Source organism: Bradyrhizobium septentrionale (assembly GCF_011516645.4).
GTDB classification, from domain to species: domain Bacteria; phylum Pseudomonadota; class Alphaproteobacteria; order Rhizobiales; family Xanthobacteraceae; genus Bradyrhizobium; species Bradyrhizobium septentrionale.
The window spans coordinates 5005778-5019672 of the sequence record NZ_CP088285.1 but is presented as its reverse complement, the minus strand read 5'-3'; the positions used below and the strand labels follow the sequence as shown (position 1 = coordinate 5019672).

Below are 13895 nucleotides of genomic sequence, written 5' to 3'. Positions count from 1 at the left end.
CAATCGTCATCGCGCTTTGGTACTTTGTTTGAGCATGATCTTTTCGGAAAACCGCTTCGCACTTTTCCGGATCATGCTTTACTGTGATCGCATTCAGCCATGGATCACGGGATCATGAGTCGCTTCTGGAGTTCGGTCGTCCACAATCTGTCGCCATACGTGCCCGGCGAGCAGCCGAAGATCGATGGCCTGATCAAGCTCAATACCAACGAGAATCCCTACCCGCCGTCGCCGCGCGCGCTGGCTGCGATCACCGCGACCACGGATCGCCTGCGGCTCTACCCTGATCCCCGTGCAACCGCCCTGCGCGAGGCGATAGCGAAGCGCAATGGCGTCACGCCAGACGAAGTGTTTGTCGGCAACGGCTCGGACGAGGTGCTGGCCCACGCCTTTCCGGCGCTGCTGAAGCACGACGCGCCGCTGCTGTTCCCCGACATCACCTACAGCTTCTACCCGGTCTACTGCCGCCTCTATGGCGTCAGCTACGAGGTGGTGCCGCTCGATGCCGCGATGCGGGTGAACCTCGCCGACTACCGGCGGCCCGGCAGCGCCATCCTGCTGTGCAATCCGAACGCGCCGACCGGCATCGCGCTGCCACGTGCGGCAATCGAGGCGCTGCTCACCGAGCATCCCGACCGGCTGGTGGTGGTCGACGAGGCCTATGTCGACTTCGGCGCCGAGAGCGCCGTGCCGCTGGTCGCGCGCCACGACAATCTGCTGGTGGTGCAGACGCTCTCGAAGTCGCGCGCGCTGGCGGGCCTGCGGGTCGGCTTCGCCATCGGCCAGCGCCCGCTGATCGAGGCGCTGGAACGGGTAAAGGACAGCTTCAACTCCTATCCGCTGGATTGCTTTGCGATCGCGGGCGCGGTCGCCTCGATCGAGGACGAGGCCTGGTTCGAGGAGACACGGCAACGCATCATCCGGAGCCGCGAGGCGCTGGTCCGCGGCCTCGCCGAGCTTGGCTTCGAGGTGCTGCCATCGCTGGCGAATTTCGTGTTCGCCCGCCACCCCGGCCACCGCGGCGCGGATCTCGCCGCAAAGCTCCGCAAGCGCGGCGTCCTGGTTCGGCATTTCCAGAAGCCGCGGATCGAGGACTTTTTGCGCATCACGGTCGGAACGGACGACGAGTGCGGCCGCCTGATCGACCTGCTGCGCGGCATGGTCTGATCACCGTCCGCGAGCCACGCAACTTGCGATCGATCGCGGCAACCCGCATAGTGAGCTTCGACCCGGCGGCGCGGCAAAGCAACTGAACGACAGCGACGCGTCCGCGGCGAGATGGCACGGTTCTCCGGGAAGGAGCTGTCATGCGATTTGCAATCGGCGACGCGACAGTCGACGTCATTGTCGATGACGATGATTTTGCGCTTCCGCTCTCCGAGTTCCTGCCTGGATACGATCGCGGCCTTATCGAAGCGCACCGCGATGTCCTGGAACCGGTGTTCATCGATCTCGCGCGGGACCAGGCAAAACATGCGATCCAGAGCTTTGTGGTGCGAACGGGCGGACGCACCCTGCTGATCGACTCCTGCATCGGCGAACACAAGGACATCCCTGAGATCCCGGCCTGGCACCGGCGGAACGGCAGCGGCTTCCTCGATCGGTTGCGCACGAGCGGCGTCGATCCGGCCGACATCGATCTGGCGTTCTGCACCCATCTGCATGTCGATCACGTCGGCTGGAATACGCGCCAGGACAATGGCCGCTGGCAGCCGACCTTTCCCAACGCGCGCTATCTGTTCGGCCGCCGCGAGCTCGCCGACTGGATGACGAAACACGATACCGGCCGGGCCGCGCCGATCCACGCCCGCGCCCTGGAGCAGAGCGTCATTCCGATCGTCGAGGCGGGCCGTGTCGATCTGGTCGACGACGGCCATGAGCTCGGTCCCGGTCTGCGGCTCGTGCCGCTGCCGGGCCACACCAGCGGGCAGATGGGCCTGCTCGTGGAGTACCCGCAACATCGCGCGATCTTTTGCGGAGATGCCGTGCACAATCCAGTGCAGGTCTTTCAGCCCGATCTTTCGACGTCATCCTGTGCCGACCCGCAGCTGGCGGGCGAGACGCGCGCGAAAATCCTGGCAGAGGCCGCGGACAGCGGCCGGCTTGTCATACCGGCCCACTTCCGCGGTGCGCGCCGCGCCCATATCCATCGAGACGGCAACGGCTACGCGCCGGTGTTCGACACCGGGCATGGGTAAGGCCGCGATGCGCGGCCGCGTGGTTTACCGCGATGGAGATGATACTCCTGTTTGCTCGCTCACTCCGGCAACGGCTGGCCGGCCTGCTCGCGCACGATGTAGTCGGCGTACCAATCCGGCCAGTTCGCATCGTGCCCGCCGGTGCGTTTCTCGTGCTCGCCATGCGCGGCTGCCGCGCGGCGGAGCGCAGCGGCAAGATCCGACGATGACGAGAAAGTCGTGCTGCCGGTATCGACGCGGCCGGGCAGGCGCTGCGTAACCTGCTGCAGCAGCCAGACATTGCCGTCGGGATCGCTGAACGTGGCGAGCGAGCCGTAGCTCGGGCGCTCCGGGTCCGGTCCCTTGATGCGGCCTTGCGATCCGCGGTGGAACACTTCGCTGACATCGACGCCACGCGCGATCAGCTCGGCGCGCGCCGCCTCGATGTCGTTCACGATCAGGAAGCGCGGCAGCGCGGATCCCTTGTCGAGATGAACAGAGGTCGGCGAGCCCGGCGGCGTCAATTGGAGGGCACGGGAGCCGTCCGCCCTGACGAAATCGGCGTCGAGCCGCCAGCCCAGATTTTCATAGAAGCGCTTGGCGCGATCGACATCGGACACCGGGATCACGACGACTTCGAGCTTCATGTCGACACCCGGTTTCGAACCCTTGCTTTCGGCACTCATGGCTCGCTCCTTGAAATGTGAGAGACCGGTCGGAAGATACCCGTTGCACCCGCGTTCACGCTAACATATTACTATGAATATCATAGTGACTTACTGATGAAGAAAACGTGATGGCAAAGCCAAAGGGCAACCCTGCTGATCGAACGCTCTGTCCGGTGGCACGCGCCGAGACTGTCGTGGGCGACCGCTGGACCGTGCTGGTGCTGCGCGAGCTGTTCGCGCGCAACCACCGCTTCGAGGAGATCCAGGCCTATACCGGCGCGACGCCCCAGATGATCGCGGCACGGCTGAAGAAGCTGGAAGCGGACGGGCTGGTGGCACGGCGCGTCTACAACAAGCATCCGCTGCGCCACGAGTATCATTTGACGGAGAAGGGCGCGGCGTTCTTCCCCGTGATGTTCGCGCTGCGCGCCTGGGGCGAGACCTGGTGCAAGTCGCCCAGGGACGGTCTTTCCATGAACTACACCCACCTCACCTGCGGCAAGCCGGCCGGGCTCGGTCCGGTCTGCCAGGCCTGTGGCGAGCCGCTGCATTGGGCCGACATGGCCGCCGAGCGAATGCCAAAATATCAAAGAGAGCGCGACGCGCGCTGGGAGGCCTTCAAGGCGACCCGCTGAATTCCCCGACGCCGCCGGCGCAAGCGGACGACGCGAAAGCCTTCGCACCGTCGCAGCGTCTCGATCACACGGGGCCGATCCGGCCGAGCCCCGCATAACTAACGGGAGACCACCATGCCATTCGTTCGCATCGACCTGAAGCGCGGCAAGTCCGCCGACTATCGCAAGACCCTGGGCGAGATCGTCTACAGAGCGATGCTCGACGTGATCAACGTGCCGCAGAATGACAAATTTCAGATCATCACCGAGCATGACCGCGGCGACCTGAACTACGCCGAAAGCTATCTCGGCAACAGCTACAGCGACGATCTGATCTTCATCCAGATCACGCTGAATGCCGGGCGTACGGTCGAGATGAAGAAGGCGTTCTACAAGCGGATCGTGGACGATTTCCAGAGCCAGTTGCAGGGCCGCCCGGACGATATCTTCGTCAGCCTGGTCGAGGTCGCCAAGGAAAACTGGTCGTTCGGCAACGGCATCGCCCAATACGCAAGCTGACCCCGGGGAACAGGGACGCGGCGGACGGTTCGCCGCCTGCATGGCGGCTCGGCAAAATGCTGGCCGTCCGCCGCTTGCGATCGGCATTGCCAGCACGCATAGTGCCGCCCGCACGAACAACAACAAACAGGGAGGCAATCATGAGGACGATCGCAGCCGCGCTGTGTGCGCTTACGCTGATCGCAACCGGTGCGCAGGCACAGACGCTTAAGGATTTCATGGCGACAGTCATGAAGAAGTGGACCGCGCCGTTCGACCCGTTCCAGCTGATCGGCAATATCTATTATGTCGGCACCGACGGCATCGCGGTCTATATCATCAAAACGTCGCAAGGGCTGATCCTGATGGATACGGCGATGCAGCAGTCGACCGGAATGATCAAGGACAACATCGCCAAGCTCGGATTCAAGGTCGCCGACATCAAGGTCATCCTCAACACCCACGCGCATCTCGATCACACCGGCGGCTTTGCCGAGATCAAGCAGGAGACCGGCGCGCAGCTGATTGCCGGCGAGCGCGACAAGCCGCTGCTCGAAGGCGGCTACTATCCGGGCGACGAGAAGAACACCGATCTCGGCTTCCCGCCGGTCAAGGTCGATCGCACCGTCAAGGAAGGCGACAAGGTGACGCTCGGCGACGTGACGCTGACCGCGCACACCACGCCCGGCCATTCGCCCGGCTGCACCAGCTGGGAGATGACGGTGAAGGATGGCAACCAGGAGCGCAACGTGCTGTTCTTCTGCAGCGGGACGGTGGCGCTGAACCGGCTGGTCGGCCGCCCGACCTATGCCGGCATCGTCGACGACTACCGCTCGACCTTCGCCAAGGTCAAGGGAATGAAGGTCGACGTGCTGCTCGGGCCGCATCCGGAGGTCTACGACATGCAGGCCAAGCGCGCGCAGATGAAGGACGGCGCGCCGAATCCGTTCGTCAAGCCCGGCGAAAACGCCAGCTATGTGGCGGGCCTCGAGCAGGATTTCGACAAGCAACTCGACAAGCAGACCGCCGCGTTGCAGAAGGCGAATTAACTAGCGCAGCGAAACGTTATCCCGTCATCCTGAGAGGATGTGAGGCTTTGTCCTCATCTACTGTTGTCGTCGCCCGGCTCGACCGGGCGACCCAGCACGCCGCGGCCTATCGGCTCAAGCACGATCGTCTCTGGAATACTGGATCACCCGCATGCGCGGGTGATGACACTGAGCAAGCTGAGTAAGCCAATTCCGTCATCCTGAGGTGCGAGCCCTTGCGAGCCTCGAAGGATCGACGGCCCCACTCGGGCCACGCATCCTTCGAGGCTCGCTCCGCTCGCACCTCCAGCGACAAAGGCAAAGCTTTTGCGCGGGGCGACGTGGAATAGCCGCCGGCAATTTTTCGGCCGTTGCCGCGGCAACTAAGGTCGCAGCGGCTTGACATCGCCGGGCAATCCATCGACAGGTGGATTGCCGTTCCGCGTTTGCCGCACGCAATGACGGAACACAACAAGACAGCAAGGGGAGCCGCCCGATGTCGTCCCGCAAGCCCGCCGCCGGCAAGGGCAAGACCGTCACCGTCAAGGACGCCACCTTCGGCCTGCTGCGCGCGTGGGGTATCAAAAAGGTGTTCGGCAATCCCGGCTCGACCGAATTGCCGTTCCTGAGCGACTGGCCCGATGACATCGATTACGTGCTCGGCCTGCAGGAGGCCTCGGTCGTCGGCATGGCCGACGGCTATGCGCTGACGACGCGCAATGCCGGCTTCGTCAACCTGCATTCGGCGGCCGGTGTCGGCAACGCGCTCGGCAACATCTACAACGCCTATCGCAACCAGACCCCGCTGGTCATCACCGCGGGCCAGCAGGCGCGTTCGATCATGCCGCTGCAGGCCTTCCTCTATGCCGAGCGCGCGTCCGAATTCCCGCGTCCCTACGTGAAATTCGCCGTCGAGCCAGCGCGCGCCGAGGACGTGCCGGCGGCGATCGCGCGCGCCTATTATGTCGCGATGCAGCCGCCCTGCGGGCCGACCTTCGTCTCGGTGCCGATCGACGATTGGGCGCATGCGACGCAGCCGCTCGATGCGCGCCAGGTCAGCCGCGAGGTCGGCCCTGAACTGTCAGCGATGCAAGCGCTGGTGACCGCGCTCGGCGAGGCCAAGCGCCCAGCCTTCGTCGTCGGTCCCGCCGTCGATCGCGCGCAAGCTGTCGACCTCATGGTGAAGGTCGCCGAGAAATCCAAGGCCGCGGTCTGGGCCAGCCCGTTCTCGGCCCGCTGCTCGTTCCCCGAGCGGCATCCGCAATTTGCCGGCTTCCTGCATGCCGCGCCCGGCCAGCTCTCCGACGCGCTGCGCGATCACGATCTCGTCGTCGTGGTCGGCGCACCGGTGTTCACCTTCCATGTCGAGGGCCATGCCACGATCTTCGACGGCGCAACCACGATCTTTCAGATCACCGACGATCCGGACGCTGCGGCGATGACACCCACCGGCCATAGCATCGTCGCGACCATGAAGCCGGCGCTGTCGGCGCTGCTCGAGATGCTGCCCGAGACGAGGCGCACCGCAGACGCGGGACGCGTCCTGCCGCCGGCGCCCGCGGCCGGCGATCCGATTCCCGCCGAATACGCGCTGCACGCGCTCGCGGCCGCAATGGGGCCGCACGATGCGTTGGTCGAGGAAGTGCCGTCGCACCGCCCGCTGATGCAGAAGGCGATGCCGATGCGCGGCCAGGACAGCTTCTACACCATGGCGAGCGGCGGCCTCGGCTACAGCCTGCCGGCCGCGGTCGGCATGGCGCTCGGGCGCAGCACGGGCCGCACGGTCTGCCTGATCGGCGACGGCTCGGCGATGTATTCGATCCAGGCGCTGTGGACCGCCGCGCAGCGCAAGCTGCCGCTGACGGTCGTGGTGCTGAACAATTCCGGCTACGGCGCGATGCGCTCATTCAGCCAGGTGATGCAGGTGCGCAACGTGCCGGGCCTCGATTTGCCCGGCATCGATTTCGTCAAGCTCGCCGAAGGCATGGGCTGCGACGCAGTCCGGGTGACGAAATCGGCCGAGCTCGCGAGCGCCTACAAACGCGCCCTCGCGCATCAGGGCACCAGCCTGATCGAGGTGATGGTGGATTCCGCGGTGCCGCTGCTCTACGCGCAGAAGAGCTGAGCGGCGATCCGTAGGATGGTAGAGCGAAGCAAAACCCATCGTTCTGGCCGCGGATACGAATTGAGGGGTATCGCTTCGCTCCACCCATCCTAAGAGAGTACGTGTTGCTGCTCTAGCGCGGCTGATGGCGCCGGCACCTCGCAGCCGGTGGCGCAGCAGCGTCCGGGCTGCTTCGACACCCGCTGGCCCTCGTCGACGAGGCCGCGGCCGAGCAGGTTTTCGACCAGCTCGGCCTTTTCCATCACCGGATAGTTGCGCCAGATCTCGCGCTTCATCGCCTCCGGCGAGCCGCCGCCGTGCAGCGAGATCACCGAGTACCAGCCCGCTTGGTTCGAGACCGTGAGGTCCTCGATCAATCGCGCCACCTCGGCGCGCTGCTCGGCCGGAATGTCGGGACGGCCGCCCATGACAGCGGCGAGCGAGGCACGCGTTTCCGGATTGTGGTCCTCATCGGGTCCCGGCAGCGCCACGATCAGCCCGCCAGACACATAATGCGCCACGCGGTGCATGTCGTAGATCTTGGTCGCGAGCAGCAGCTTGCCGATGTTCGAGAACACCGCATCCGGCATCACCGAGCCGGCGGGGTCCTTGGTGCAGTAGACCGAGGACGCGACGCCGCAGGCGTAGAAACTTTCAGTGATGGTGATCAGTTCGACCATCGCCTCGCGGATATGCGCGTGCTTCTCGGCATCGAGCCCGTTGGCCTCGATCATCAGGGCGCCGGCGCCGATCAACAGATCGCCGAACCCGGCGCGCGCACCGATGCAGGAATGGCGGTGATGCGTAGCATAGGACGTGGTGAGGAAGCCGCCCTCCTCGGTCTCGCCGGCGAGGAAGACGCGATCATGCGGCACGAACACGTCGTCGAAGATCACGACGCCGACCGACTGGCCGTACTTCGCCGAGAATTTGGCAGATGCATCGCCGGGCCGGCCGGCCGGGCGTGCGACGATGGTGACACCGGGCGCATCGACCGGCACCGCGCAACACACCGCAAAATCCTTGTCGTCGGGCACATGGGTGCGGCACGGCATGACAAGAAATTCGTGCATGTAGGGCGCGCCGGTAACGATCGCCTTGGTGCCGCGGATCACGATGCCGTCGCCGCGCCGCTCCCTGATGTGGACATAGACGTCCGGATTGGCCTGCAGCCCCGGCCGCTTGGAGCGATCGCCCTTGGCATCGGTCATGGCGACGCCGAGCGTCAGGTCCTTGTCCTGCACCTCGTGCAGATAGTTGAGGAAGCGCTGGCTGTAATCGGTGCCGTGCCGATCGTCGGTCAGCTTCGTCGCCTGATACAGGCCGTTGAGCGCATCATGGGTCAGATAGCGTTGCGCGCAGCCCGATGTCCTGCACACCAGCCGCACTGCCTCGAGCTTGTAGAGCAGGTCCTGCGAGCTCTCATTGATGTGGAGCATGCGGTTGACCGTCTTGCCCGAGGTGCCCTGCCGCGCCGTCATGATCGGCGCGTGCTCGGCGCGATGCGCGAAATCGTAGGTCACGCCGACACCCGCCACGCCGGGCGCCAGCAACGGCTCGTCGGCGACGCTCGCGACCGCCTCGCCATTGACGAACACCCGCGGCTTGTAGCGGCGCAGGGATTCCCGGTAGTCCGTAGCCGTCATCAGCATGACGCTTCTCCCTTGCTCATTTATTCTAACACTGTTAAATTATCTAACGCTGTTAGAATTGAGTCAAGAACGGATTCGCCGGATGCAGATGCGCGAGAGCAGGAAGGAAGCGGTCAGCCGCCACAAGCGGGAGCTGATCCTCGATGCGGCGCGCAGCGTGTTCGCCGAGGAAGGCCTCGAGGGCGCGAGCCTGCGGGCGATCGCGACCCGGGCCGGCTACACCCCGGCGGCGCTGTATTTCCACTTCGATTCCAAGGAAGCGATCTATGCCGAGGTGTTGCGGCAATCGCTGGCCTCGCTGGGTGAGGCGGTCAGCGCCGCCGTCGCGACGACGCGCGGCGCGAAGCAGAAGCTGCACGCCGCGGGCATGGCGTTCTTCCGCTATTATGCGGACCATCCACGCGACCTCGATCTCGGCTTCTATCTGCTCCGCGGCGGCATGAAGCCGGCCGGGCTCGGCCATGATCGCGACCACGAGTTGAACGCCGCGCTGGAGGCTGCGCTGCATCCGATTGCGGAAGCGGCCGAGGCGCTCGGCGCGTCGCGTCAGAAAGCCAACACCGTGATGGTGGATTGCTTCGCGCACGCGACCGGCCTGCTGCTGTTGCTGCACACCGGCCGCATCAGGATGTTCGGCGCTTCGGCGCCCGATCTGATGGACGCCTATCTGCGCGACAGGATCGCACAACTCGCCAAGGAGTGAGGCCACCGGCGGAAGGGTTCCCTCCCCCTTGTAGGGAACGGAGCCTGACCAGCGTGCTCACCTCACATTGCAGCGACATGCGGCTGCGAGTCACTTCCCGTGCGTCTCGCGCATCTTGGCCTGGATCTTGGCCATGCCGCCGATCCAGCGGTCGTAGTTCTCGGTCTTCTTGCGCATGTAGCCGAGCACCTGCGGGTGCGGCAGGATCAGGAAGGTCTCGTGCTCGATGCCCTTGAGCGCGTCCTGCGCGACCTGTTCCGCGGAGAGATCGCCGTCGCCGGATTGCGGGCCCCTCGGGATCGAGCGCAGCATGTTGGTCTCGACGCCCTGCGGGCAAAGGATCGAGACCTTGATGTTGTCGGCGCGGTGCGAGATCGCGAGATTTTCGGCGAACCCGACCGCGGCGTGCTTGGTGGTCGAGTACGCCGGGCTGCCGACCTGCGACAGCAGGCCAGCCGCCGAGATCGTGTTGAGGAAGTAGCCGCCGCCGCGCGCCTTCATGCGCGGCACCAGATGCCGTGCAGCATAGACATGCGCCATGACATGGATCGCCCAGCTGCGCGACCACGGCTCGTCCGAGGTGCCGCCGGCATTTTTCGACAGCGGATCGAAGCCGCCGCCGATCCCGGCATTGGAGCAGAACAGCGCGATCGGGCCGAACATGCGCTCGGTCTCGTCGATCACATGCAGGATGTTCTTCTCCTGCCCGACATCGCATTTGAAGGCCGCGCCGCCGACCGAGGCCGCGACCTTCTCGGCGGCCGCATGATCGAGGTCGACGACCACGACCTTGGAGGCGCCCGCGGCGTGGAACGCCTCGCACAGCGCCTTGCCGATGCCATTGCCACCGCCGGTGACCACCACAACCTTACCTGCCACCTGCATGGCCATCCTCCCGATATCTTGATCCGAGAGCATCATCCGGAAAAGTGGAAGCCGGTTTTCCGAAAGATGATGCTCAACTAACGGCGACCATGATATCGCATCTTTGGCCGATGCATGATCTTTTCGATGAGGGGAACGCTCAGCTCGCCAGCACGACGTCGAACACTGCCGTATAGTGGCAGGCGGCCCCGAGCAGCACGAAGCCGTGCCAGATCGCATTCTGGAAGCGCAGCCGCCGCCAGGAGTGGAAGATCACCCCCAGGCTGTAGAGGATGCCGCCGGCCAGCACAAAGCCGAGCGCCATCGCCGGCAGCGCCTTGACGACGCGGTCGTAGAGCATGATGCCGCTCCAGCCCATCGCGAGGTAGAGCCCGACTGCGAGCCGGTCGAAGCGGCCGGGATAGGCGAGCTTCAGCCAGATCCCGACGATCGCCACGCACCACACCCCGACCAGCAGCGCGATCGCGAAAGTGCTGTCCTTCAGCTCCACGATGAACGGCGTATAGGTCGCGGCGATCAACAGATAGATCGCGGAGTGATCGAAGCGCCGCAGCACCCATTTGGCGCGCGACACCGGCCAGAGATTATAGGTCGCCGACAGCACCAGCATCGCGAGCAGGCCCGCGACATAGACCGACACCACGGCAACGTCGAACGGACCGGCATAGACCGCGGTCAGCACGATCAGCGCGGTGGCGGCAACCAGGCCGAAACAGACGCCGATGATGTGGACGACGCCGTCGGCGATCAGCTCGGCACGGTCGTAGTTCCACAGCGCGGCGCCGGCCGCGTGGATCGAGGTCGAGGCGAATTGCTTCAGGCGGAAGACCGTCATGCAGGCTTTCCCGTGGGCCGACAGATGATGGGTATCGCTGATATCGCGGCACGTTCAACCCCTCGCCTGCAAAGGCGCCGGAAATGTGAAGCTTGATTTTGGCCCGATAATCGCCACCTTGCGGGTGATCGCCCGCCCCTTTTTGGCTCCTCCTGCCGGGTCTTTTCGTTAACCCTCCATGCCCCCCAGGTTTCGAGATATCGTCGAGGAAGCGCGTCTCTCGGCGCGGGCGCTGCTCGACTATGGCGAGGGCTTCTTCAACCCGACGGTACGGCTCGGCGTCACCGGCCTGTCGCGCGCCGGCAAGACCGTGTTCATCACCGCGCTGGTGCACGGCCTGACCCGGGGCGGCCGCTTCCCGGTGTTCGAGCCCTATGCCTCGGGGCGGATCGCGCGCGCCTATCTCGCACCGCAACCTGACGATGCAGTGCCGCGCTTCGCCTATGAGAACCATGTCCGCACTTTGGTCGAGGAGCTGCGATGGCCGAGCTCGACCACGGACATCTCCGAGCTTCGCCTCGTGATCGAGTATCAGCGGCAAAATGGCGCGGACCGCACGCTGACCGTCGACATCGTCGACTATCCCGGCGAGTGGCTGCTCGACCTGCCGCTGCTGGCCAAGAGCTACGAGCAATGGTCGGCGGAGAGCCTTGCGCTGTCGCGCGAGCCGCTGCGCGCGAAACTCGCGGCGCCCTGGCACGCGCATCTGGCAACGCTCAACCCCGAAGCCAAGGAGGACGAGCAGGCGGCGCTCGCCGAGGCAAGACTGTTCACCGACTATCTGCGCGCCTGCCGCGACGAGCGCTTTGCGATGAGCCTGCTGCCGCCCGGCCGCTTCCTGATGCCGGGCAATCTCGCCAATACGCCGGCGCTGACCTTTGCGCCGCTCGACGTGCCCGTCGACGGCAGCGCGCCGGACGGCTCGCTGTGGGCGATGATGCGGCGGCGCTTTGAGGCCTACAAGGACGTCGTGGTGCGGCCGTTCTTCCGCGATCATTTCGCGCGGCTCGATCGCCAGATCGTGCTCGCCGATGCGCTGGCCGCATTCAATGCCGGCCCCGAGGCGCTGCACGATCTCGAGGCCGCGCTCGCCGGCATCCTCGACTGCTTCCGGATCGGCCGCAGCACGATCCTGAGCGCGCTGTTCCGGCCGCGCATCGACCGCATCCTGTTCGCGGCGACCAAGGCCGACCATCTGCACCACCAGAGCCACGACCGGCTGGAGGCCGTGCTGCGGCGGATCGTGGCGAGGGCCGCCGAGCGCGCCGAATATGCCGGCGCCGCGATCGACGTGGTGGCGCTCGCCGCGGTGCGCGCCACCCGCGAGGCGCAGGTCACCCGCGGCCGCGACCGGCTGCCGTCGATCCTCGGCACGCCGGCACCGGGCGAAATCGCCAACGGCGAGCGGCTGGACGGCGAGACCGAGGTTGCGACCTTTCCGGGCGACCTGCCCGACAATCCGGAGGCGCTGTTCAACGGCGGATTCCGCGGCCTCTCCAGCGCCGGCGCCGAGGCGGCCGACTACCGTTTCCTGCGCTTCCGTCCGCCGAAGCTGGAGCGAAACGGCGATGCGGAGCCGGCGCTGCCTCACATCCGCCTTGACCGCGCTCTCCAATTCCTGATCGGAGACAAACTGCAATGAACGAGAAGACGCCCCCGCGGCGGCCGGCGACGTTCAAGCTCGACGATCCCGGCGTGGTCGTGATGGATCCGGACGACAGCGGCCGCCTCGCCCGCGGCACGATCCAGATCGTGCCCGAGGCCGAGCCTGCACAGCTCCCGGTGCCAACAGATGCGCCGCTGCTGCCGGCGCGCCGCGGCTTCCGCTGGGGCACGCTGTTCTGGAGCGCGGTCACGGGCCTCGTGGTGCTCGGCGCCGGGCTTGGCGTCATCAATCTGGTCGAGGATCTGTTCGCGCGCAACGAGGGCCTCGGCGTCCTCGGGCTCGGGCTTGCCGTCATCGCCGCGGTGGCGCTGGCGGTCGTCACCATGCGCGAGCTGATCGGTCTGGCGCGGCTTGCGACCATCGAGAAGCTGCATCTGCGCGCCGCCGAGGTGCTGATCAGCGACGACCGCGCCGCGAGCCGGGCTGTTGTCGCCGACCTGCTCAAGCTCGCGCACCAGACCCCGCAGCTCGCCCGCGCCCGCAGCGCGCTGCAGAGTCACACCGACGACATCATCGACGGTGCCGACATGATCCGCCTTGCCGAACGCGAGCTGATGACGCCGCTCGACCAGGAAGCACGGCGGCTGGTCTCGACCGCCGCGCAGCGCGTCTCGGTCGTCACCGCGGTCAGCCCGCGCGCGATGATCGACGTGCTGTTCGTGTTCGTGGCTAGCTTGAGGATGATCCGGCAGCTGGCGCGGCTCTATGGCGGCAGGCCCGGCGCGCTCGGCATGATCCGCCTGTTGCGCCACGTCATCGCGCATCTGGCGATCACCGGCGGCATGGCGGCGAGCGACAGCCTGATCCAGCAGATGCTCGGCCACGGTATCGCGGCAAAGCTCTCGCAGCGGCTCGGCGAAGGCATGCTCAACGGCCTCTTGACCGCGCGGCTCGGCCTCGCCGCGATCGACGTCACCCGTCCGCTCCCCTTCAACGCCCTGCCGCGCCCCGCGCTGACCGATCTGGCAAAGGACCTGATCCGCAAGCGCGACGAAGAGGAATAGCCGGGTTCTTTCAGAACGGACGGCGCCCATTGCTGCGCGCTCTCCCCTTGTGGGAGAGGGC

13 protein-coding genes are annotated in these 13895 nt (G+C 65.8%); 9 read left to right on the top strand and 4 right to left on the bottom strand.

All coding sequences use genetic code 11. From position 1 onward, the window contains the following. Positions 1 to 114: 114 nt before the first annotated feature. Both hisC and HAP48_RS25600 read left to right on the top strand, forming a co-directional pair. Entirely contained in the window at positions 115 to 1167 is a 1053-nt protein-coding gene (hisC, locus tag HAP48_RS25605; RefSeq protein WP_166209085.1) for a histidinol-phosphate transaminase, read from the top strand. Between the two features lie 140 nt (positions 1168 to 1307). Next, the gene (locus HAP48_RS25600; RefSeq protein ID WP_166209087.1) at positions 1308 to 2198 is read left to right on the top strand and encodes an MBL fold metallo-hydrolase; all 891 of its coding nucleotides are present in this window, start codon (positions 1308 to 1310) and stop codon (positions 2196 to 2198) included. Between the two features lie 59 nt (positions 2199 to 2257). Here the strand turns inward: HAP48_RS25600 and HAP48_RS25595 are convergent, their stop codons facing one another. Continuing rightward, positions 2258 to 2863, bottom strand: a complete 606-nt coding sequence (locus tag HAP48_RS25595) for a VOC family protein (protein ID WP_166209089.1) — start codon at positions 2861 to 2863, stop codon at positions 2258 to 2260. A gap of 110 nt (positions 2864 to 2973) precedes the next feature. Here HAP48_RS25595 and HAP48_RS25590 point away from each other — a divergent pair, with 110 nt between their 5' ends. The 4 genes from HAP48_RS25590 to mdlC all read left to right on the top strand — a co-directional run bounded on the left by HAP48_RS25590 (position 2974) and on the right by mdlC (position 7110). Then, a complete protein-coding gene (locus HAP48_RS25590) occupies positions 2974 to 3480 on the top strand; it encodes a winged helix-turn-helix transcriptional regulator (RefSeq protein ID WP_166209091.1) in 507 nt (168 codons plus the stop codon). Between the two features lie 114 nt (positions 3481 to 3594). Then, positions 3595 to 3978 (top strand): tautomerase family protein, encoded by a 384-nt coding sequence (locus tag HAP48_RS25585; RefSeq protein ID WP_166209093.1) that lies wholly within the window; start codon positions 3595 to 3597, stop codon positions 3976 to 3978. Positions 3979 to 4118: 140 nt separating this feature from the next. Then, entirely contained in the window at positions 4119 to 5006 is an 888-nt protein-coding gene (gene blaBJP, locus HAP48_RS25580) for a BJP family subclass B3 metallo-beta-lactamase (protein WP_166209096.1), read from the top strand. A 475-nt stretch (positions 5007 to 5481) separates the two neighbouring features. After that, complete coding sequence (gene mdlC, locus HAP48_RS25575) at positions 5482 to 7110, top strand: benzoylformate decarboxylase (RefSeq protein ID WP_166209098.1); 1629 nt, start codon at positions 5482 to 5484, stop codon at positions 7108 to 7110. A gap of 89 nt (positions 7111 to 7199) precedes the next feature. On the opposite strand, the gene HAP48_RS25570 is transcribed toward mdlC, so the two are convergent. After that, on the bottom strand, positions 7200 to 8741 hold the full coding sequence (locus HAP48_RS25570; protein ID WP_166209100.1) for a 4-hydroxyphenylacetate 3-hydroxylase family protein: 1542 nt from the start codon (positions 8739 to 8741) through the stop codon (positions 7200 to 7202). 82 nt (positions 8742 to 8823) lie between these two features. Between HAP48_RS25570 and HAP48_RS25565 the strand changes: the two genes are divergently transcribed. Continuing rightward, positions 8824 to 9444 (top strand): TetR/AcrR family transcriptional regulator, encoded by a 621-nt coding sequence (locus HAP48_RS25565; protein ID WP_166209102.1) that lies wholly within the window; start codon positions 8824 to 8826, stop codon positions 9442 to 9444. 90 nt (positions 9445 to 9534) lie between these two features. Here HAP48_RS25565 and HAP48_RS25560 read toward each other — a convergent pair whose 3' ends face one another. Continuing rightward, complete coding sequence (locus HAP48_RS25560; protein WP_166209104.1) at positions 9535 to 10329, bottom strand: SDR family oxidoreductase; 795 nt, start codon at positions 10327 to 10329, stop codon at positions 9535 to 9537. Positions 10330 to 10468: 139 nt separating this feature from the next. Beyond that, positions 10469 to 11164, bottom strand: coding sequence for a PAQR family membrane homeostasis protein TrhA (trhA, locus tag HAP48_RS25555; protein WP_166209106.1), 696 nt, complete (start codon positions 11162 to 11164; stop codon positions 10469 to 10471). A 178-nt stretch (positions 11165 to 11342) separates the two neighbouring features. On the opposite strand from trhA, the gene HAP48_RS25550 reads away from it, so the two are divergent. Next, the gene (locus HAP48_RS25550; RefSeq protein ID WP_166209108.1) at positions 11343 to 12806 is read left to right on the top strand and encodes a YcjX family GTP-binding protein; all 1464 of its coding nucleotides are present in this window, start codon (positions 11343 to 11345) and stop codon (positions 12804 to 12806) included. Further along, positions 12803 to 13834 (top strand): YcjF family protein, encoded by a 1032-nt coding sequence (locus tag HAP48_RS25545; protein ID WP_166209110.1) that lies wholly within the window; start codon positions 12803 to 12805, stop codon positions 13832 to 13834. The genes HAP48_RS25550 and HAP48_RS25545 overlap by 4 nt, the downstream gene beginning before the upstream one ends. The last annotated feature ends 61 nt before the right edge of the window (positions 13835 to 13895 follow it).